The organism is Myxococcus sp. AS-1-15 (assembly GCF_020037055.1).
Classification (GTDB): domain Bacteria; phylum Myxococcota; class Myxococcia; order Myxococcales; family Myxococcaceae; genus Myxococcus; species Myxococcus fulvus.
In genome coordinates this window covers 231249-252203 of record NZ_JAIQDF010000004.1, presented here as the reverse complement: position 1 = coordinate 252203, position 20955 = coordinate 231249, and the positions used below count along the sequence as shown (strand labels likewise).

Genomic DNA, 20955 nt, shown 5'->3' with positions numbered 1-20955 from the left:
GGCCCTCAGTCCCGCTCGCCGAAGAGGGCGGTGCCCACCCGCACCAGCGTGGCGCCCGCCTCGATGGCCAGCTCGAAGTCGTGGGTGGTGCCCATGGACAGCCCGGGCAGGCCATGGCTCCGCGACAGCTCGCGCAGCGCGTCGAAATAACCGCGCGCGCGGGCCACGTCGTCCGTGGGCGGCGGCAGCGACATCAGCCCCACCAGCGTGAGGCCCGGCAGCGCTCGCGCCTGGCCCAGGAAGTCGGGCAGGGCGGCGGGCTCCAGGCCCGACTTGGTGGACTCCCCGCCCACGTTGACCTCGACGTAGCAAGGCAGGGGAGAGGTGCCCTCGCGCCGCTTGGACAGCTCGCGCGCCACCTCCAGCCGGTCCAACGCATGGAAGGCGCTGGCCACCTTCGCCACGTACTTCACCTTGTTCGTCTGCAGGGGACCGATGGCGTGCCAGCGCAGGCCCTCCAGGTCCGACAGCTCCTGGGCCTTGTCGCGCAGCTCCTGCGCGTAGTTCTCCCCGAAGTCGCGCTGACCCGCGGCGTATGCCTCGCGGATGAGCGCCGCCGGCTTGAGCTTGGACACGGCCACCAGCGTCACCGACTCCACCGGACGCCCCGCGCGCTCGCACGCCTTCGCGATGCGCGCCTTCACCGACGCCAGCCGCTCCGCGACGCCCGTGCTCATGGCGCGGGCTTCCAGGCCAGGGGCACGCCGGCGCGCGTCAGCAGCGCGAGCGTCTCGCCCAGCGGCAGGCCGACGACGTTGGTGGGGCTGCCCTCGATGCGCGCGACGAGGAAGCCCCCCTTGCCCTGGATGGCGTAGGCGCCCGCCCGGTCCACCGGCTCGCCCGTGCCCACGTACCAGTCGATTTCTCCGGCGCTCAGCTCACGGAAGGTGACGCGCGTGTGGACCGCGAGCGCCTCTTCATGCCGCCCCGCGAGCGCGACGCCCGTGTACACATCGTGCGTCTTGCCGGACAGGCTGGTGAGCATGGCGCGAGCCTCGGCCGGGTCCTGGGGCTTGCCCAACAGCGTCATGCCCAGCGCCACCGTGGTGTCCGCCGCGAGGACGAAGGCGCCAGGGGAGCGCCCGGCCACCACGCGGGCCTTCTCTCGCGCCAGCCGCAGGACGTAGGCGGCCGCCTCCTCGCCTGGGTGGGGTGTCTCGTCGATGTCCGCCGCGGAGACGGTAAAAGTGAGCCCCAGTTGCGACAGGAAGTCCCGACGGCGGGGAGAACCGGAGGCCAGGACGAGCAACGTTTGATCAGCGTGCGTGTGCATGTTACGGCTCCAGGCCTTAGCAGACTTGCGCCTCGGAGTGGACTCTACGGATGAATCCCGCGGACCTCCTGTCGGCCATGAAGCGGACGGTGGAGCAACTGGCCGCCTACAACGAGATGGCGAAGGCGTTGACGTCCACGCTGGAGCTGCGCGAGGTGCTCGCGCTCGTCATGCAGAAGGTCAGCAGCCTGCTGCTGCCTCGCAACTGGTCCCTCATCCTCCAGGACGAGCGCACCGGGAAGCTCTACTTCGAAATCGCGGTGGGCGAGGGCGCCGGCGTCCTCAAGGGCCTGCAGCTCAACCCCGGTGAGGGCATCGCCGGGGCCGTGTTCTCCTCCGGGGTCGCCCGGCTGGTGCACGACGTGGGCGGGGACCCCAGCTTCGCGCCCCGCTTCGACGAGGCCTCCGCCTTCCACACCCGCTCCATCCTCGCCGTGCCGCTCCTGTCGCGCGGGCACGTGCTGGGCGTCATCGAGCTGGTCAACGGCCCCACGGACCCGCCGTTCTCCAACGACGACCTCACCACGCTGACGGCCATCGCGGACTACGCGGCCATCGCGATTGAGAACGCGCGCAACTTCCGCCGGGTGCAGGAGCTCACCATCACCGACGAGCACACCGGCTGCTACAACGCCCGGCACCTGCGCGCGCTCCTGGACACGGAGGTGAAGCGCTCGGCGCGCTTCCGCCACCCGCTGTCGCTCGTGTTCCTGGACCTGGACCACTTCAAGAGCGTCAACGACAGGTTCGGCCACCTCATGGGCAGCGCCACGCTGAAGGAGGTGGGCGATTTGCTCATGTCCCTGGGGCGCAACGGGCTGGACGCCGTGTTCCGCTACGGGGGCGACGAGTTCGCCATCCTCCTCGTGGAGACGGACCAGGACGGCGCCGCGCACATCGGCCAGAAGGTCTGTGAGGCCTTCCGCGGGCGCTCCTTCCTCCAGGAGCACGGCCTGGACGTGCGCGTCACCGCCAGCGTCGGCGTGGCCACCTATCCGGACCACGCCACCTCCGCGCTGGACCTCATCCGCTCCGCGGACTTCGCCATGTACGGCGCCAAGGCCCGGGGCCGGGATGCCCTCTGCGTCGCGGAGCCTCCGGGCCCGGACACGCCCTCCGGCGGCTCCGACTTCCCGGTGCGCTGAACACGGGCCCTGCAAAAGCGAGAGGGCCGGGGAGGGAAGTCCCTCGGCCCGGCCCTCACGTACTGTCAGCTGAAGCGGGTGACTTACCCGGCGCCGACCACCGAGTCGATGGCCTCGGGGTTGGTCACCACGTTGCCGCCCTTCTTCAGCGCCTTGAGGAAGGACTCCGTCACTTCAATCTGCTTGGCCTGCTGGGCCTGCACGCGCAGCGCGTCCTTCTTCTGCTCGAAGCCCGCGGTGTCCGGCTTCTGGCGCTCCACCACCTGCGCCACCACGAAGCCCTCGCCCACCGGGAAGACCTCGCCCAGCACCTGGGGCGCGCTCACCGCGAAGGCCGCCTTCACCAGCGCGGGCGCGGGGCCCAGGTGCGGCACGGCCTCACCCTCGGCCGTGAAGCTGTCGGTCTCCACCGCCTCCGGACGGGTCTCCGTCTCGAAGCGCAGGAGCGCCGGCTGCTCCTTCTCCGCGGGGAAGAGCTCCTTGAGCGTCTTGCCACCCTGCACCGTGGCCAGCGCCTTCTGGGCCTCCGCCTTCGCCGTCTCCTTGGCGCGCTCCTGCTTGAAGAGCGTGGTGGCGATCTCGTCCTGGACCTCCTCCAGCTTCTTGTCCTGGGCCGCCTGCTTCTCCTCCACCTTCACCAGGTGCACGCCGAACTTCGTCTCCACCGGCGCCGTCACCTCGCCCGCCTTGAGCGCGAACGCCGCGTCCGCCAGCACCGGCTCCCAGCTGCCGCGCTCCACCCAGCCCAGGTCGCCACCGCGCGCCTTGCTGCCCGGGTCCTCGCTGGAGTCACGCGCCACCTGCGCGAAGTCCTTGCCGCCGTCGATCTCCTTCTTCAGCGCCTCCGCCTTCTTGAGGGCCTCCGCCTTCTGCTCGGCGGTCGCCTCCGGGGGCAGCTTCACCAGCACCTGGCGCGCGCGGATGCGCTCGGGCTGCTGGTACACGAAGCGGTTGGCCTCGAAGTAGTCCTTGATCTCCTTCTCGTGCGCCTTCTTCCACTCCGTCAGCTGCGCGGGCGTGGGCGCGGCGACCTTGTCCGCGTACATGGTGGGAAGGAAGCGCGCGAAGACGACCTTGGCCTGGTTGCCGTCCTTCTCGTAGCGCGCGCGCACCTCGTCGTCGGACACGGTGGCGTTGGCGCGGACGACCTCCATCATCTTCTGCGCGGCCAGCTGCCGGCGCAGCTCCGTCTCGAACTCCGGCGGCGTCTTCCGGTAGAAGTCGCGCAGCACCTGCTGGTAGCGCGCGAAGTCGAACCCGCCCTCCTTGGCGTGGAAGTCCGTGTTCTGATGGATGAGCTTGCGCAGCTCCTCATCGGACGGGGTGATGCCGCGCTGCTCGGCCGCCTGGGCGAGCAACTCCGTGTTCACCAGCCTGTCGAGCACCTGGTTGTGCATGCCGAACTGGCGGGCCACGGACTCGGGGATGGGGCTGCCCTGCGCTCGCAGGAAGCTCATCTGCCGGGCCCAGGCCGTGGCGAAGTCGCGCAGCGGGATCTCCTTGCCGTTCACCGTGGCCACCGAGCCGGGTGCCGTCACCGGACCCGAGGCGCCGAAGCCGGTGCTGCCCGGCCCGAATTGCAGCGTGAACACCACCGCGATGCCGATGATGAACAGCAGGGAGAGGACCTTCCGGGGGTTCAGACCGTCCATTGTCGTCACTTCGGAGAGCAAACGCGCCGAGAAAAGTCGTGCGGAAGGACTCGCGACGCGGTGTTGTTGGTAGCCCGGCTGAAGGGTGGCGGACCAGCGACCACCCCCCTCGCGGGCCTTGACTGCCTAGGACACTGCACCAGAAAATGCAAGCGATTTAGAGAGTTTAGCCGCACCCCCTCCCTCCGCTTCCTCCTCCCACCCCGGAATTCCCCTCTGTGCTGTCGCTCCTCAAGCGATACCGGCGTCCCCTGATTGTCGGCGTCCTGCTCCTCTACCCGCTGGTCGCCTTCCTGCTGAGCGGGCGCAAGGGCAGGGACCCCAACCCCATCGACCGGGCGGTCATCGCCGTCACCTCGCCCGTGCAGCAGGCGCTCACCGCCACCATCGAGGGCTCGGTGTCCGCGGTGCGCCACTACCTCGATCTGCGCGGGGTCCGGCAGGAGAATGACGCGCTGCGGCTGGAGAACCTCCAACTGCGCGCCTCGGTGCAGGCCCTGGGGGAGTCGCGCACGGAGAACGAGCGGCTGCGCAAGCTGTTGGGGTACGCGGAGGTGGCGCCGGGGCCGGAGATTCCGGCGCGGGTGGTGGGCGTCAACCCGGTGGCGAAGCTCTTGTCGGTGCGCATCAGCGGCGGGGAGAAGGACGGGGTGTTCCGGGGCATGTCGGTGGTGACGCCGGACGGAATCGTGGGGCAGGTCATCCGGGCGACCTCCAGCTATTCGGACGTGGCGCTGGTGACGGACACGCAGAGCCGGGTGGCGGTGCTGGTGCAGCGCTCCCGGGCGCGGGGCACGGCGTCGGGGGCGGGCAGCGGGCCGCTCAAGCTGGAGAACATGCTGCGCACCGAGGACGTGGACAACGGCGACCTCATCATCACCTCCGGCACGGATGGCATCTATCCTCCGGGCCTGGTGGTGGGCCGGGTGACGAACCTGGAGAAGAAGGAGCACGGCATGTTCCAGGGCGCGGACATCGTGCCGGCGGTGGACACCAGCAAGCTGGAGGAGGTGCTGGTGGTGGGCAGTCCCTACAAGGCGATGGCGCAGGGCAGCGCGGCGGAGGGTGCGTCGAAATGAAGTTCCTGGTGACGGTGGGCATCGCGCTGGCGCTGCTCACGTTGGAGTCCGTGGTCGTCAAGCAGGCGGGGCTCGTGCTGGGCCGCATCGACGTCACCGTGGTGCTGGTGGCGTTCCTCGCGCTGCGCGCCACGCTGCTCGAAGGGGCCTTCTCCGCGTTCGCGGTGGGCTACCTGCTGGACCTGATGAGCGGCCAGCCCACGGGGCTGTTCACCTTCCTGGCCGTGTTCACCTTCCTCGTCGGGCGGCTGGTGTCCACCTTCGTGGACGTGCGCGGCGCGGTGTCGTTCGCGCTGTTCGCCATGGGCGCGGACGTGGGGCACGGCCTGCTCGCGGCCTTCTTCACCTGGCTGACGGTGAAGGACGGCGGCACGGCGCCGGCGCTCGCGGGGCTGCCGCTGCAGGTGGCGCTCACGGGGCTGGCGGCGCTGGCGCTCTTCCCGCTCCTGCGCCGCTTCGAGGCCGCGCAGGACCGTCCGGCGGGGTTGCTGAGGTGACGCCCCCCACGCTGGGCAACACGACGCCGGGCCGCGAACTGCGCCGGCGCTTCCTGTGGCTGGGCCTGGCCATGACGGCGGGCCTGGCCCTGTTGTCCATCCAGCTCTACCGGCTGCAGATCACCCGCGGCGAGGAGTACTCCGCCAAGAGCGTGGCGAACTTCGTCAAGGAGGTGCGGCTGCGCGCCGACCGCGGCGTCATCAAGGACGCGCGCGGCACCATCCTCGTCGACAGCCGCCCGTCCTTCGACGCCGTCGTCACGCCCGCGTTCTGCACGGACTGCTTCGCGCAGGTCATCCCCCGGCTGGCGGAGCTGCTCCAGTGGGACGCGGACCAGGCGAAGAAGGTGGAGGACCTGGTGCGCCAGGGCCGCCGCAACGCGCCCTTCCAGCCGGTGCCGGTGCGCGTGGACCTGACGCGCGACGAGTATGATCGGCTGGCGGCGCGCCGGGACATCCTGGACGGCGTGGAGGTGGCGCCCGTCCCGCACCGCTTCTACCGGACCAACACGGTGCTGTCGCACGTGCTGGGCTACATGAACGAAATCACCCAGGACGAGCTCGAGCGGCTCAACGGCGACGGCGCGCGCTACGCGCTGGGGGACTACATCGGCCGGCGCGGCCTGGAGCGCTACTTCGAGCAGCGCCTGCGCGGCCAGGACGGCGTGCGCAAGGAAGTGGTGAACGCGCGCGGCCAGAAGATTGAAGAGCTCAACGTCAAGCTGGGCGACAACGCCGTGGTGCAGCCCAAGGCGGGCAGCAACCTGGTGCTCTCCATCGACATGCGCCTGCAGGAGGAGGCCGAGCGCGCCTTCCCCGGTGTCACCGGCGCGGTGGTCGCCATCGACGTGCACACGGGCTTCATCCGCGCGCTGGTGTCCCGGCCCGGCTTCGACCCCAACCTCCTGACGGGCCGCGTGACGCCCACGCAGATGGCACAGCTGTCGCGCGATCCGCTGGAGCCCATGGTCAACCGCGTGGCGGCCGAGCACTACAGCCCGGGCTCCACGTTCAAGGTCGTCACCGCGCTGGCGGCGTTCAAGTCCGGCGCGTTCCGTCCGGAGACGGTGGTGAACTGCCCCGGCGGCTACCGGCTGGGCGCGCGCACCTGGCGCTGCCACCTGGACCGAGGCCACGGCCACGTCGACGGCCTGGACGCGATGAAGAGCTCCTGCGACACCTGGTTCTACAAGGTGGCGGACACCATCGGCCTGGACCCGATTGGCGAGATGGGCAAGTCGCTGGGCCTGGGCAGCCCCACCGGCATCAACGTGGTGGCGGAGGTGCCCGGCATCATGCCGACCAGCGCGTACCACGACAAAGCCTCGCCCGGCGGCTACACCAAGGGCATGGCGCTCAACAGCGCCATCGGCCAGGGTGACAACAACGTCACGCCGCTGCAGCTCGCGCTGATGTACGCGGCCATCGCCAACGGCGGCACGCTGTACAAGCCGCAGATGGTGCAGCGGCTGGAGAACCTGGACGGCCAGGTCATCGAGGAGTTCAAGCCGGAGGTCGTCCGTCGGGTGGACCTGCCGCCCGCGCATCTGAAGGCCGTCATCGACGGCCTGGTGAAGGTGGCCCATGAGCCGGGCGGCACGTCGTACCGCTCGCGCCTGAAGTACATGCGCGACCTGGACGTGAAGGTGGCGGCGAAGACGGGCACCGCGCAGGTGGCGCGCCTGGGCGCCATCCGCCTGAAGACGCACCAGATGAGCTTCTTCGAGAGAGACCATGCCTGGTTCGCGGGCTTCGCCCCGGCGGACCATCCTGAAATCGCGGTGGTGGTGCTCAACGAGCACGGCGGCCACGGCGGCTCGGACGCGGCGCCCACGGCGCTGGCCGTCATCCAGAAGTACCTGGACCTGAAGAAGCTGGACGCCACGGCGCCGCCGCCGCGTCCCAACCAGCCCTACACCCCGTCGATGTTCCGCCCGCCGTCTCCCGACGAGGCGGCCATGACGCGGGGCGTGCGCCCCCCCACGCAGCTTCCGGGCGACGAGGAGTCCGAGGACAGGCATGCAACTCAGGATTGAGCGGCGGATGGTGCCCCACGTGCCGTGGGGGCTCATCTTCTGCGTGCTGGCCGTGGCCCTGCTGGGCATCTGGAACCTGGCCTCCGCGTCGCGTCCTCCGCTGGCGCCCGTGTGGTCCAGCCAGGCCCTGTACCTGGGCCTGGGCATCGTCGCGGTGCTGGTGGTGTGCCTGGTGGACTACCGCTGGATCCAACGCATGGCGATGCCCATCTACGTCGCCAACATCCTGGCGCTCATCGCGCTGCGCTTCGTCGGCCACACGGCCAAGGGCGCCGAGAGCTGGTTCGCCATCGGCCCGTTCCGCCTGCAGCCCGCGGAGTTCATGAAGATTGGCGTCGTGCTGATGCTGGCCAAGGTCTACCACGACGACTTCCGCCCCAATGAGCCGTCCTACGGCCTGGTGCGGCTGTGGAAGCCGCTGGTGGTGGTGGGCGTGCCCTTCATCCTCGTGCTGGTGCAGCCGGACCTGGGCACCGCGCTGATGATCGGCCTGTCGTCGCTCACCGTCATCCTCTTCGGCAAGGTGCGCTGGTACCTGGTGGCCACGCTGGTGGCGGGGGTGCTCGCGGGCGCCATCGTCATCTGGAACGACTACATCCGCGAGGTGCCGGAGCCCCGGCCCACCATCGTCCGGCACCACCTGAAGAAGCACCAGAGCCAGCGCATCTCCGGGTGGTTGGATCCGGAGGCGGACCTGCGCGGCAGCGGCTACCACGCGGCGCAGTCGAAGATCGCCGTGGGCAGCGGCGGCGTGTCCGGCAAGGGCTGGCGCGAGGGCACCCAGACGGGCCTGCGCTTCCTGCCCGAGCAGCACACCGACTTCATCTTCTCGGTGTGGGCGGAGGAGCACGGCTTCGTGCTGTGCACCCTCCTGCTGGTGCTCTATGGCGCCATCTTCATCTTCGGCCTGGGGGTGGGGTTCAGCGCCCGAGACAGGTTCGGCGCCTTCGTCGCCGTGGGCGTCGTGGCCATGCTCTTCTGGCAGGTGTTCGAGAACATCGGCATGGTCATCGGCTTGCTGCCGGTGACGGGCATCACCCTGCCGCTGATGAGTTATGGCGGGTCTTCCATGATGTCCGTGATGCTCAGCATTGGATTGCTGGTGAACATCAGCATGCGTCGTCACATGTTCTGAGACATCGCGAGCCGCGCGACGACGGGAGACTCACGAGGTCGTCACGAGCGCTCGGCGCCCGGCCCAGGGTGGTGTATGAATCAACCCACCAATTCCGGGGGGAGGGTGAAGCCCTCCCGGGCCGGTGGAGGTCAGGCATGCAGAGGAAGGGTGGGCAGAAGGCGACGGGGAGTGTCCGCGTGGCGGAGCTTCCCCAGGCGGCGAGGGACGTGAAGCCCCCGGCGGCGACGGTGGTGGCCAGGCCGGGCGCTCCGGTGAAGGAGGAGCCTCGCAGGCCTCCCTCGGTGGCCCCCACGCCCGTGGCGGCGCTGTTGCCCGTCATCGAGAAGAACCAGGGGGAGCCCGAGCACCGGGAGTTCCCCCGGGCGCAGCTGACGACACGCTTCGAGGTCTGGGTGGATGACGACCAGGGCGGGCGCCGGTTCGCGGCGAGCCTGGCGTCCATCAACGTCAGCGTCAGCGGCGCCTTCCTGGAGAGCACCTTCTACCTGCCCTTGGGGACGGTGCTGGGCGTGAGCTTCTCGCTGGAGCCCGGCGCCGCGCCCGTGCGGGCCCGGGCCGAAATCGTCCGCGAGGAGCGCGAGGACGGCCCCGGGGGCCGCAGCGGCTTCGGCATCCGCTTCCTCGACTTCAGTGGACAGACGGAGGTGGCCCTGGCCCGGCTCTTCGTGGGCAACCGCCTGCGGGCCTTCGCGGAGGACTACCTGCGCTCGCAGCGGGCGCGCTCGCTGCCCAATGAGCTGGAGCGGGTGGTGGATGTGCTTTCGGCCTGGGAGCTGCTCAAGGCGACGAGCACGGAAGCGGACCCCTGGCAGGCGAAGTGACCCATCGTGCCTCCCTCGCGAGCCTGCCCGTCATGCGAGGGAATGCCCACCCCTGACACGCATTGACGGCGGGTGGCTCGCCCAGGGCCGTGGGCGCCACCGCGTACCGCCGTGTCTCAGGCGGGCTTGCCACCCGCCAACAAGCGACGCCGCTCCGCCTGGTAATGGGCTGAACACAGCCCCTTCGAGCGCTGCTCGCGCGTGCAATCCGGCATCGTGCAACGCCGGTCCGCCGCCACCATGTTGCCCGCAAGGGCCTTGGGCGGACGGCCGCGCCGACGGCTCGCCGACAGCGCATTGCTGCTCCCCGAGCCGCTCGACAGCGGCATGCCCTGGTTCATCGCGCGGAGGACGCCTCGGCCAATCGCGTCACCCAGCGCCTCCGCCCAATTCACCATGGCGGGGGTCAGGGGGACCTTCGACAACTCCTTACGTGGTCGTGCCATGAAAACTCCCGTGAAAACAGTCAAACAAAGCAAGACTCCCAATGCGCTTATTTGGCGGTGGATGTCAACGTTGTCAATACAGCCTGGGAGGGGTCTCTCATGACTCGCAAGTCGTCCCGAAAAATTGGTGACACGACTGCAAAGGGATACGTGTTTTCCACACGTGCCATGCGTGCTGATTTGCGCATCGCGGTGGATTTGTCCGCGCGGGTGAAAATGGCGCGAAGTCTGAGAAATCGCTGAGAGGGCACGAAAAGTTTGCGTGCGCGTGGCGTGGGATTGGCGGGGCCGCGCAAGGGACTCACGCTGGGTGCGAGACGAAGCGCGTCACGCGAAGGAGCGGAGCGCGGGTTGATTCGTCCCGGAAACGAAACGGGGTGGGGCGTCTGGCCGTACGACGAAGCGCCGGACAGGGCGTGGGCGGGAGGCATTGGCCTCGACCCGCCAGGCCCGTGCCCGGCGCTCGGAGGTCTACAGCGCCTTCTTGAGGGCGTCCTCGATGCGCGCCTTGGGGACGGCGCCTACGATCTGCTCCACGACCTGGCCGCCCTTGAAGACGAGCAGCGTGGGGATGGACCGGATGCCGTAGTTCTGCGGCGTGCCCTGGTTGTCGTCGATGTTGAGCTTGGTGAACTTCACCTGGCCCTTGTACTGCTCGGCGAGCGCGTCGATGGAGGGCGCGATGGCGCGGCACGGCGCGCACCAGGTCGCCCAGAAATCCACCAGCACGGGCTGCTCGGAGTCCAGCACCTGCTGCTTGAAGTCGCCATCTCCGACATTCGTCACGTTGTCGCCTGCCATGATGTCTCCTTGGGGCCCGCTGTGGCCTGCATGGCGCGTCGTCTAGTACGCGCCTCGTGGGGCTGCAAGAACCGGTGGGCCGGGGCCAGTCCGCCCGCAATGATGCGGCCGGCAGCCCGGGGTTTCACCTGGAAGGATCATCCGCCCCCCGGGCGCGGCGCTGGTGTAGGCTGGCGGGCGTGACGAAGCTCTTCCTGCCCCAGGCCCAGCTCGAGGAGTGGGCACTGGCTGACAAAGCGGACCTGCGTGACGGCCGGCTGGTGGTCATGGCCGAGGGTGGAACGGCCTTCGCCGTCTCACCGGCCGTGCATTTCCTGCAACTGGTGTCGGGCGAGGACACCCACGGCCTGGTGGCCAAGGTGAAGACCGAGGAGCAGCTCTCCCGACTGGGGGCCGAGCAGATGGCCGACTCGGTGCTGGTGGGGGAGTCCGCCTACGAGGTCGTTCCGGGGTATGTGACGGAGGTCCCCTCCGGCGCTCCGAAGCCGGAGGCGGCGGGGAAGAAACCCGATTCGGAGACGGACCTGTTGGCGGCGTTCCTCCTCAACAAGATGGGCTGATTCGCCTGTCTGCCGCGGTTATGAGCCTGATTCCATGAGCCACACGCTCGTATCGCTCGCCTGCCACGCCTACGGCATCGCCGCCGTGGCCTACCTCGCCTACCTCGTCCGCCAGTCGGAAGGGCTGGCCATGGCCGGTCGCGTCCTGGTGGGCGGGGGGCTGGTGCTCCACGGCGTGGCCCTGTTCGAGCTGTTGGGCGCCCAGGGCGGCCGTCCGGTGGGCCTGGCGCAGGGCTTCTCCGCGCTGGCCTTCCTGCTGCTCGCCATCTTCCTGGCGCTGGACGTGCGCTACCGCAGGCCCGTCATCGGCGCGTTCCTGACGCCGCTGGCGGTGACGGTGCTCCTGCCCGGCCTGCTGCTGCACGGGGGCCAGTCGCCGTTGCCTCCCGGCGTGCGCCAGCCCTTGTTGCCGCTGCACATCTCGCTGGCGCTGTTGGGGCTGGCGGCGTTCGCGGTGGCCGCGGGGGTGGGGGTCATGTACCTGCTGATGGAGCGGCAGGTGCGGGCCAAGCGCTTCGGGCTGTTGTTCGCGCGGCTGCCGTCGCTGGAGTTCCTGGACACCCTCAACCGGCGGTTGGTGGTGTGGGGCTTCATCGCGCTGTCGATCACCCTGGCGACGGGGGCCTTCTTCGTGACGACCACGGTGGGCTGGCAGTGGGATGGCAAGTCCATCGCCACGGTGGTGGCGTGGGCGGTGTTCGCGGCGCTGGTCAACGCGCGCATCTTCGCCGGCTGGCGTGGGAGGCGGGTGGCATTGCTGACCATGGCGGGCTTCTGCCTGGTGCTGGTGTCCTTCCTCACCTCGTATGACGCGACGCCGACCGCGGCCGCCGTCATGAGGATTCCCTGAGTATGGAGCTCGTCTGCATTGGCCTGTCCCACCGCACGGCGCCCCTGGTGGTGCGCGAGCGGCTGGCCTTGTCCGAAGCGCGTCAGGTGGAGGTGCTGCAGAAGCTGGCGCAGGCCCCGGTGGAGGTGTTGTGGGTCTCCACCTGCAACCGGGTGGAGGTGTATCTGTCCGCGCCGGATGGGGGCGTGGCCCGGGAGCGCGCCGTGTCGGAGCTGCAGGCGCTGGGCGGGCCCGAGGCGGCCGAGCACCTGTATGAGCACCGGGGCGAGGCCGCGCTCATCCACCTGTTCCGCGTGGCGTCCAGCCTGGACTCCATGGTGCTGGGCGAGGCGCAGATCCTCGGCCAGGTGAAGGACGCGTTCGAGCGCGGGCAGGGCGCGGGCGCGGTGCGGGGTGAGCTGACGCGGGCGTGCGCGGCGGCGTTCGGCTGCGCCAAGCGGGTGCGCACCGAGACGGCCATCGGCCGCGCGGCGACGTCCATGGCGTCCGCGGCGGTGCAGCTGGCGAGCAAGGTGTTCGACGGGCTGAAGGGCAAGACGGTGGTGGTGGTGGGAGCGGGGGAGATGGGAGAGCTGGCGGCGCGGCACCTGCAGCAGGCGGGCGCGACGAAGCTCTTCATCACCAACCGCACCCTGGCGCGAGCGGAGGCGCTGGCGGCCGAGGTGGGCGGGACGGCGCGGCCCTTCGAGGAGCTCTTCACGCTGCTGACGGCGGCGGACGTGGTGGTGTGCAGCACGGCGTCGCCGGTGCCGCTGTTCACGCGGGACAACGTGGGCGCGGTGGGCAAGGCGCGCCGTGGTCGCCCGCTGTTCATGGTGGACCTGGCGGTGCCGCGCGACATCGACCCCGGGGTGGGCACGCTGGACTGGGTGCATGCCTACGACGTGGACGACATCCAGAAGTTCGTCGCGGACAACGCGGCCGCGCGCGCCGAGGAGGCGCACAAGGCCGGGGTATTGGTGGCGCAGGAGGTGGCTCGCTTCGTCAAGGAGCGCGCGCTGCGCGAGGGGATGCCGGTGCTGGCGAGGTTGCGGCAACGCGCGGAGGGGATTGCCCGCGCCGAGGTGGAGCGGACGTTGACGTCGCTGGGGGATGGGTTGACGGACAAGCAGCGCAAGAGCATCGAGGCCATGGGGCGCGCCATCGTCAACAAGCTGTTGCACGAGCCGACCTCGCGCCTGCGCGCGGTGGGGCCGGAGGGCGAGGGCAACCGGCTGGCGGGCGCGGCCGCGGAGCTGTTCGGGTTGCTCGAGGCGGAGCTGGAGGCGGCGGAGCAGCAGCCGCAGGCCCTGTCCGCGCAGGGCCCGGCGCAGGTGGCCACGGGGGCGAAGCGATGACGTCCGTGCGCATCGCCACCCGGCAGAGCCCGCTGGCGCTCTGGCAGGCGCGTCACGTGGGCGCGCTCCTGAAGTCCCACCACCCGGGCCTCGAGGTGTCCTTCGTCGAGATGACCACCGAGGGGGACCGCTTCCTGTCCGCGCCCCTGTCCTCGGTGGGCGGCAAGGGCCTGTTCGTGAAGGAGATTGAACAGGCGCTCATCGACGGGCGCGCCGACGTCGCGGTGCACAGCCTGAAGGACATGACATCCGAGCTGCCCGAGGGGCTGGTACTCGCGGCCGTGCCCGAGCGCGAGGACCCCCGGGATGCCTTCTGCGGCACCGCGGGCCAGACGACGGTGGACGCGCTGCCCCAGGGCGCGCGCGTGGGGACGTCCTCGCTGCGCCGCAGCTGCATCCTGCGCTCGCGTCGGCCGGACCTGGAGATCGTGAGCGTGCGCGGCAACGTGCAGACGCGCCTGGCGAAGACGAAGGAGCTGGGGCTCGCCGGCGCGCTGCTGGCGCACGCGGGGCTCAAGCGACTGGGGTTGGAGCATGTCATCACGGAGGTGCTGTCCACCGACGTGAGCCTGCCAGCGGTGGGGCAGGGGGTGCTCGCCATCCAGTGCCGCGGGGCGGACGCGCGGGTGTGCGGTCTGCTCGCGCCGCTGGAGCACGCGACGACGCGGGTGGCGGTGACGGCGGAGCGGGCGCTGCTGGCGAAGCTGGAGGGTGGCTGCACGGTGCCGCTGGCGGGGCATGCCACGGTGTCGGAGGGCCAGGTGCACCTGCGCGGACTCGTGGGCCGGCCGGATGGCGCACACGTGGTGCGGGGCGAGGTGCGTGGCCCCGTGGCGAAGGCGGCCGAGCTGGGCGAGGCGCTCGCGGACGACCTGCTGTCGCGTGGCGCGGCGGACATCCTGCGTGATTTCGCTCGCCGCCCGGGCGCGCGGCCCTAGACTGCCGCGCGCGTGGAACGGCGACTGGAAGGCATCCGAGTCTTGGTGACGCGCCCGCGTGAGCGGGCCGAAGAGCTGTGCTTCCTCCTGGAGGACGAGGGCGCGGAGGTGCTCAGCCTCCCGCTGCTGGAGCTGCGTCCTCCGGAGGACCCGCGCCCGCTGGCGTCGGCCGCGGAGCACATCCAGCGCTACCGCTGGGTGGTGTTCGCCAGCCCGTCCGCGGTGGACGCGCTGCTGGACGCGCTCCGGGAGGCGGGCACGGCCGACAGGATCTCCCGCGTGAAGCTGGCGGCGGTGGGGCCTCGCACCGCGCGCGCGGTGAAGGGCTATGGGCTGGACGTCGCCGCGGAGCCCGAGGAGGGTACGGGGCAGGCGCTGTTCGAGATGCTCAAGGACGGCCTGCAGTCCGGGGACGAGGTGCTGCTGCCCGCGGCGGAGGACGGTCGGCGCGAGCTGGAGGACGCGCTGCGGGAGGCCGGGGTGCTCGTCACGCGGGTGACGGCCTATCGCTCACTGCCGGCGGAGCTGCCGCTGGAGGCGCTGGAGCTGTTGGGGGCCTCGCCGCCCGACGTGGCGGTGTTCGCCTCGCCGCGCACGGCGGAGGCCTTCCTGGAGGCCGCGGGGCGCGAGCGGTTGGGCGCCGCGCGGGTGGTGGCCATCGGTCCGACGACGGCCTCGGCGCTGGAGCAACTGGGGCTGCCGGCCTCGGCCATCGCCGAGCGACCCACGCCCGAGTCGCTGGTGGACGCCACGGTGCGCGCCGTCCGGGGGAACTGAGTTCCGGGCGGAAAGCAGCGTGGGTGCCACGAGGCGAATCGTTCGCGAGTAGACTGGCCCTCCCATCGCCCTGCCGGCCGCATGCCGGGAGTCAGGCGACGTGGGAGGGGTCTCATCGATGAATCGGGGTTCGCAGCGGAGCGCCGTCGTACTTGGGCTGTTGTTGGCCGCCACGGCGGCGGCGCAGCAGGTGCTGGAATACAGGGACCTGGGGTACCGGGTGCTCAGCACGCCGTCGGACCCCTTCGTCTTCTACGTGGACGGGCGTGCGGCCCAGCCCGCCGGCAATGACCTGGCCCTGGTGACGGCGGCCAGTCGCGCGGCCTTCGAGACCTGGCAGGGGACGACCTGCGCGTGGCCCACGTTCTCCTTCCCGGCGGACGGCGGCGTGGCGACGACGGGCTCGCCCATGGCGAACGTCGATGACCCGGGGGACCGCTTCAACGTCGTTCCCATCTGGGTGACGAGCGCGACCGATATTCACTTTCAGGACACGCTCAACGGAGGCGACAGGCCCGCGGCCGCGAGGGCGCTGACCTTCGGCGGCTACGTGTACCAGTGTGATGTCTATCTCAACGCGGTGAACTACGCCTGGTCCACGCTGACGCCCACGCCGGCGGGACGCATGGACATCCAGAGTGTGCTGACCCACGAAATCGGCCACTGCCTGGGGCTTGGTGACAGCTTCGAGGCCATTGGCGCGGTGATGTTCTTCGACCTGCCCACCGGCGTGACGCGGCGGCAGCTGGCGGACTACGACAGGACGGCGCTGTGCCGCTTCTATCCGAAGACGGGGGCGGTCGGCTCCCCGTGCGAGAGCGGCACGTGCACCACGGGCCTGACGTGTGTCACCGCGCCGTCCACGGTGTCGGGCAAGGACCTGAAGGTCTGCGCGAAGGGCTGCTTCGGCAACACCTCCGGCGAGTGCCCCGCGCCCTATGTCTGTCGCGACTCCGCGTTGGTGAGTGGCTATACGAAGGCCTGTCTTCCAGCGCTGCCCGACGGCGTCACGCCCGTGGGCCGCGAGTGCACGCCGGGCCCGCGCAGCTGTGGCAACACCAACGGCGTCTGCATCGCGCCGGTGGACCCGCCCTCGGGCAATGGGGAGTTCGACCGGTGGGACCTGGGCTACTGCACGGAGACGTGCAGCGGCGCGGGCTCGTGCCCCGCGGGCGCCGAGTGCTCGGATGTCCCAGGCCAGGGCTCCATCTGTCTGAAGACCTGTACGCCCGGCGGGAGCGACTGTCGGCCCGGCTATACCTGCGAGACGCGCCCCGAAGGGAACCTCTGCGTCCCCGGTTGCTATGGTGATGCGGATTGCGACAGCAACTCCGTCTGCAGGACGTGCGACCGCGTCTGCGTGCCTCGGCAGACGGCGGGCAGGCAGGTGGGGGATGCGTGCACGGCGGATGCGCAGTGCGGCACCAACCAGTACTGCCTGGTCGCGGAAGGGGGGACGGAGGGCGTCTGCGCGCAGCCGTGCTCGGTGGCGGCGTGCGCGTGCCCGGGTGGGACGTCGTGCCAGGTGGTGAACAAGGACGGTGAGCGGGCGTGTGTCCGGGCCTGCTCGGCGACGTCGTGTGACGCGACGTTGAGGTGCGGCACGGTGGAGCAGGGCAGCTCCGCCTGTCTGCCCGTCTGCCGGACGGAGAAGGACTGCGCGCCCTCCATGCTCTGCTCGGCCGCGGGCACCTGTTACGATCCGCTGGCCAAGCCGGACGCGGGCTCGTGCACGCTGTGCAACGACGCGGGCACGCCGCCTCCGCCGCCCGTGGACGCGGGGCCGCCGAAGGGCCCGGGTGGTCCGGACGGCTGTGGCTGCCAGGGCGCGCCCGTGTCGGCGGCGGCCTTCCTGGGTGGATTGGTCCTGTTGCTGCTGGTGGCTGGAAGGAGAAGGACGTGGCACAAGCCGTGAGCGGCCCGAATGCGTCTGCCGTGAGGAGCCGGGTGGACTTCACCACGCTCTTCGTCCTGGAGGCGCTCGTCGGCCAGGGGCTGTTGACGCCCCAGCAGGCCCAGGAGGTGCTCGCGAAGGAGCCCGCCGCGCGAGCGCGTGTGCTCAAGGCGCAGACCGCGGCGAGCGGCAAGGACGCCGCGCGCTACGACGTGTCCCCGGTGGAGGTGGTGGCCGCGTTCCAGGTGCCGTTGGCCAATGGCCGCGGCGTGCTGGACGAGGACCGCGTCACCGAGGCCGCCGCGCGCGCCTCCGGGTTGACGTACCGGAAGATCGACCCGCTGAAGCTGGACATGGGGCTGGCCACGCGCACGGTGTCGCGGCCCTATGCGCAGAAGCACGTGCTGCTGCCGCTGGAGCGCACGCCGCAGGGGCGCCTGGTGGTCGCGGTGGCGAACCCGTTCGACCGGGAGCTGTTCGAGAGCTTCCACCGGCTGACGGGGCTGCCGGTGGAGCCGGTGCTCAGCTCGAAGGCGGACATCCTCAAGTCCATCTCCGACATCTACGGCTTCAAGAAGACGCTCGCGCGGGCGGCGGATGACTTCAGCGCGGCGTCGGGTGGGGCGCAGGTCTCCAACTTCGAGCAGCTCGTCTCCTTGAGCGGGACGCAGGAGCTGGAGGCGTCGGACCGGCCCGTGGTGCAGGCGGTGGACTACCTGCTGCGCTACGCGTTCGACAACCGCGCCTCGGATATCCACATCGAGCCCAAGCGCGCCACGAGCGTGGTGCGGCTGCGCATCGATGGCGTGTTGCATCCGGTGTATTCGTTGCCGGCGCAGGTGCATCCGCCGATTGTGTCGCGCGTGAAGATGCTCTCGCGCATCGACATCTCGGAGAAGCGCAAGCCGCAGGACGGGCGCATCAAGACGGAGCGGGATGGGCGCGAGGTGGAGCTGCGTGTCAGCACGTTGCCCACGGCCTTCGGCGAGAAGGTGGTCATCCGCATCTTCGACCCGGAGACGTTGGTGCAGGACATCGCCCAGCTCGGCTTCGAGCCGGACGAGAAGGCCAACTTCGAGTCGTGGATCGACCAGCCGCACGGGCTCATCCTGGTGACGGGCCCGACAGGCAGTGGCAAGACGACGACGCTGTACTCGGCGCTCAAGGCGCTGGCGGGGCCGGACGTCAACGTCACCACGATTGAAGACCCCATCGAGATGGTGTGGGACGCGTTCAACCAGGTGCAGGTGCAGCCCAAGGTGGGGCTGGATTTCGCCGGGGCGTTGCGGCACATCCTGCGCCAGGACCCGGACGTCATCATGGTGGGCGAGATTCGCGACGCGGAGACGGCGGAGAACGCCATCCAGTCCGCGCTCACCGGACACCTGGTGCTGTCCACGTTGCACACCAACGACGCACTTGGCGCGGTGGCGCGCATGAGGGACCTGGGGGTGCCGTCATTCCTGCTGGCGCAGAGTCTGCTCGGGGTGATGGCACAGCGCCTGCTGCGGCGGGTGTGCAGTCATTGCGCGGAGGAGACGTCGTTGACGCCCGACGAGCTCCTGGCGCTCCAGGCGCCGTTGCCGCTGCTCCCCGGGGGCGTGCGATTGCTCAAGGGCGCGGGCTGCGTGCGCTGCCGTGGCACGGGCTTCATCGGACGCACGGGTGTCTTCGAAATCGTCACCACGGGCAGGGAGCTGCGGGAGCACATCTCCCGCGAGGCTCCGTACGAGAAGCTGGTGGAGGTGGCCCGGCTCGGCGGGATGCGCACGCTGCGCGAGGCCGCCGTGAGAAAGCTGGCGCAGGGGCTCACCGCGTTCGACGAAGTGGTGCGGATGACGTCCGCGTGAGGACGGGCGCACGGTGTTTCACCGTGCGCCTGGGCCTTGGGACGAACGGGCTTCAGTCGAGGGTGGCCCTGCCTGGGACCAGCGCACTGGCGGGGAGCTCCTTGCCGAGGAGCCAGCGCTTGCTGGTGGCGGGCGTGGAGACTTCGGCGCAGCGGGTCGGCTGTCCCGTGAGCGTGATCTTCGCGTAGGCGGGGCCCTGGTGCCGGGTGCCCAGGAGGAAGACGCGGTGCGCGTCTCCTGCCGGGGTGGCCGCGATGACGGCATACGGGCCCGTGTAGCAGTGCTCCTCGTAGGTCTGCGCCAGGGCTTGGGTGCACGAGGCATCCGCGTAGAGCCCGAGGTGGAAGGCGGGCGTGGTGGGGAAGCAACGCGGTTGTCCGCTCGTGTCCGCCTCGAAGTGGCAGTCCGCGTCCAACTGGGTGTCGAACAAACCCATCGGGACATGGAGCGAGTCATTCAAACGTGCTCCGCGCACGACGAGCCGGCCATGGGCCTCCATGTCGACGTGTCTGGCTTCAGGCCAGCGCGTGGGAGGAACCTCCTGGCCGGGGCGATGGAAGCAGGGGCCGTTCGGGCCGAGGGAGGACTCCATGCACGTCCCGTCCTCGGAAATGGCATACAGCTCAGTCGCGACAGGGCCGGTGGAGAACACGCTGACCCCGGTCTCGCAGCGGCTCGAAGAGGGCTCGACCGCGAAGCGGGGTGCATTGCAGGAGGTCGCCATGAGGATCGGCTCGCTGCAGTTCGCGTCCGCGGACAGTCCACCGAGGAGCGCGACGGCGGCGTCCTGTCCCGAGGGGAGGCATCGCAGTGACGCGTCCTGGGCCCGCTGAACGGCACAGGTGACGCCGTGTTCGGTGGACTCGAGGTGATGGAAGCTGAAGGAGCCATCCTCTCCTTCGACGAAGTGGGCCGCGACGCCATCCTTGGAGACGTGTTGGCGCAGTTGGCCTTTCACGAACGTGTTGCCGGTGACCTCGCCACCGAAATGGTAGGCCGCTCTCGAGGAGTTGTTCGGGAGGGCATGGCAGCCTCCGGAGTCGTCACGGAGGTAGACGGAGCCGGTGACACGGGCGCCCAGGTGGAACAGTTGCTGGAGGACTCCGGGAGGCGCTGCTTCCTTCGCGAGGATGGTCCCCGCGGGCAGTGGACTAGCGGAGATGACGCCTTCCTCGGTGCAGCTCTCGTCGACGTAGAAGGGTGTCTCGTTCCAGGTGATTCGGTGGAGGTTGTCACTCAGGCAGTAGAGGTCGCCATCGGGTGCCACGGGCTGCCAGGTGCAGGGGCGGAGGCGTGCGGCGTCGTAGGTGGCCTCCGACCAGCGCAGGCCCTCGGTCGTGCTCATCCGCCGGACCTTGATGCGTGAGCCTCCCTTGAAGAAGGACTCTTGAGACGTGAAGTCCGATTCCCCCTGGGGTCCCGCGCCTCCCTCCGTCGAATCGCCACAGCCCACTCCCCCCAACATCACCATCACCATCCCTGCACAGACGCGACGCATGACACTCCTCACGAGGCGGCGCGACCCTGGAACAGCCCCCATGCTGCTCCTGGTCGACCGGGACGCGGATGCGCCCGCGACCTATACGGCGCCAGGTGCGCGACCTGGCAGTGCCGTCCGTCGATTTTTTCGAGGAAGCCACAGCAGTCGAGCGCGAGTGAGTGAGAGGCGCGTGGCGGATGCCTATCTAAAGGAGGGCAGCCAGGTTGCGCTGGCGACCCGCGCTCAATGACTTTCTGTCTGGGTGCACTGTCATCGCGAGTCCGCCTTGAAGCCTGAATGCTCAATGATTCGCCTTGAATCCATGATGCTGAAGTGCAAAGTGTTGACTTCTGGATGAACAGGCTTGTAGGGGAGATGGTC

At 69.9% G+C, this 20955-nt stretch carries 19 protein-coding genes; 13 read left to right on the top strand and 6 right to left on the bottom strand.

The window, feature by feature from the left end; genetic code table 11:
• Nucleotides 1-5: 5 nt before the first annotated feature.
• Nucleotides 6-677 carry a YggS family pyridoxal phosphate-dependent enzyme gene (locus K8625_RS14175; RefSeq protein ID WP_223783015.1) on the bottom strand — a complete coding sequence of 224 codons (672 nt, stop codon included), beginning with the start codon at nt 675-677 and terminating at the stop codon, nt 6-8.
• Nucleotides 674-1273, bottom strand: coding sequence for a nucleoside triphosphate pyrophosphatase (locus K8625_RS14170; RefSeq protein ID WP_223783014.1), 600 nt, complete (start codon nt 1271-1273; stop codon nt 674-676). The genes K8625_RS14175 and K8625_RS14170 overlap by 4 nt, the downstream gene beginning before the upstream one ends.
• 50 nt (nt 1274-1323) lie before the next feature.
• On the opposite strand from K8625_RS14170, the gene K8625_RS14165 reads away from it, so the two are divergent.
• Nucleotides 1324-2418 carry a sensor domain-containing diguanylate cyclase gene (locus K8625_RS14165; protein ID WP_141323208.1) on the top strand — a complete coding sequence of 365 codons (1095 nt, stop codon included), beginning with the start codon at nt 1324-1326 and terminating at the stop codon, nt 2416-2418.
• A gap of 83 nt (nt 2419-2501) precedes the next feature.
• Here K8625_RS14165 and K8625_RS14160 read toward each other — a convergent pair whose 3' ends face one another.
• Nucleotides 2502-4070, bottom strand: a complete 1569-nt coding sequence (locus K8625_RS14160; RefSeq protein ID WP_174816718.1) for a SurA N-terminal domain-containing protein — start codon at nt 4068-4070, stop codon at nt 2502-2504.
• A gap of 218 nt (nt 4071-4288) precedes the next feature.
• Between K8625_RS14160 and mreC the strand changes: the two genes are divergently transcribed.
• From mreC to K8625_RS14135, 5 genes are all read left to right on the top strand, one after another.
• Complete coding sequence (gene mreC / locus K8625_RS14155; protein ID WP_046712898.1) at nt 4289-5149, top strand: rod shape-determining protein MreC; 861 nt, start codon at nt 4289-4291, stop codon at nt 5147-5149.
• The gene (locus tag K8625_RS14150; protein WP_141323212.1) at nt 5146-5646 is read left to right on the top strand and encodes a hypothetical protein; all 501 of its coding nucleotides are present in this window, start codon (nt 5146-5148) and stop codon (nt 5644-5646) included. The genes mreC and K8625_RS14150 overlap by 4 nt, the downstream gene beginning before the upstream one ends.
• Nucleotides 5643-7682 (top strand): penicillin-binding protein 2, encoded by a 2040-nt coding sequence (mrdA, locus tag K8625_RS14145; RefSeq protein WP_223746762.1) that lies wholly within the window; start codon nt 5643-5645, stop codon nt 7680-7682. Before K8625_RS14150 ends, mrdA begins: the two co-directional genes overlap by 4 nt.
• The gene (gene rodA, locus K8625_RS14140; protein WP_223746763.1) at nt 7666-8817 is read left to right on the top strand and encodes a rod shape-determining protein RodA; all 1152 of its coding nucleotides are present in this window, start codon (nt 7666-7668) and stop codon (nt 8815-8817) included. The genes mrdA and rodA overlap by 17 nt, the downstream gene beginning before the upstream one ends.
• Before the next feature lie 137 nt (nt 8818-8954).
• Nucleotides 8955-9641 carry a PilZ domain-containing protein gene (locus tag K8625_RS14135; protein ID WP_223783013.1) on the top strand — a complete coding sequence of 229 codons (687 nt, stop codon included), beginning with the start codon at nt 8955-8957 and terminating at the stop codon, nt 9639-9641.
• A 116-nt stretch (nt 9642-9757) separates the two neighbouring features.
• Here K8625_RS14135 and K8625_RS14130 read toward each other — a convergent pair whose 3' ends face one another.
• Nucleotides 9758-10087, bottom strand: a complete 330-nt coding sequence (locus K8625_RS14130) for a hypothetical protein (protein WP_046712903.1) — start codon at nt 10085-10087, stop codon at nt 9758-9760.
• A 471-nt stretch (nt 10088-10558) separates the two neighbouring features.
• Nucleotides 10559-10888 (bottom strand): thioredoxin, encoded by a 330-nt coding sequence (gene trxA, locus K8625_RS14125; protein ID WP_223746765.1) that lies wholly within the window; start codon nt 10886-10888, stop codon nt 10559-10561.
• 179 nt (nt 10889-11067) lie between these two features.
• Here trxA and K8625_RS14120 point away from each other — a divergent pair, with 179 nt between their 5' ends.
• The 7 genes from K8625_RS14120 to K8625_RS14090 all read left to right on the top strand — a co-directional run bounded on the left by K8625_RS14120 (nt 11068) and on the right by K8625_RS14090 (nt 19094).
• On the top strand, nt 11068-11448 hold the full coding sequence (locus K8625_RS14120) for a hypothetical protein (protein ID WP_194869015.1): 381 nt from the start codon (nt 11068-11070) through the stop codon (nt 11446-11448).
• A gap of 34 nt (nt 11449-11482) precedes the next feature.
• A complete protein-coding gene (locus K8625_RS14115; RefSeq protein WP_141323221.1) occupies nt 11483-12298 on the top strand; it encodes an inner membrane protein YpjD in 816 nt (271 codons plus the stop codon).
• 2 nt (nt 12299-12300) lie between these two features.
• Nucleotides 12301-13635, top strand: coding sequence for a glutamyl-tRNA reductase (gene hemA, locus K8625_RS14110; RefSeq protein ID WP_223783012.1), 1335 nt, complete (start codon nt 12301-12303; stop codon nt 13633-13635).
• On the top strand, nt 13632-14573 hold the full coding sequence (gene hemC / locus K8625_RS14105; protein WP_141323224.1) for a hydroxymethylbilane synthase: 942 nt from the start codon (nt 13632-13634) through the stop codon (nt 14571-14573). The genes hemA and hemC overlap by 4 nt, the downstream gene beginning before the upstream one ends.
• A gap of 42 nt (nt 14574-14615) precedes the next feature.
• On the top strand, nt 14616-15350 hold the full coding sequence (locus tag K8625_RS14100) for a uroporphyrinogen-III synthase (RefSeq protein WP_223746767.1): 735 nt from the start codon (nt 14616-14618) through the stop codon (nt 15348-15350).
• Nucleotides 15351-15468: 118 nt separating this feature from the next.
• Nucleotides 15469-17265: an adhesin gene (locus tag K8625_RS14095; protein WP_223783011.1), complete on the top strand. Its 1797-nt coding sequence runs from the start codon at nt 15469-15471 to the stop codon at nt 17263-17265.
• Complete coding sequence (locus tag K8625_RS14090; RefSeq protein WP_223746769.1) at nt 17250-19094, top strand: GspE/PulE family protein; 1845 nt, start codon at nt 17250-17252, stop codon at nt 19092-19094. Before K8625_RS14095 ends, K8625_RS14090 begins: the two co-directional genes overlap by 16 nt.
• Before the next feature lie 52 nt (nt 19095-19146).
• On the opposite strand, the gene K8625_RS14085 is transcribed toward K8625_RS14090, so the two are convergent.
• Nucleotides 19147-20592 (bottom strand): hypothetical protein, encoded by a 1446-nt coding sequence (locus K8625_RS14085; protein ID WP_223783010.1) that lies wholly within the window; start codon nt 20590-20592, stop codon nt 19147-19149.
• Between the last annotated feature and the right edge of the window lie 363 nt (nt 20593-20955).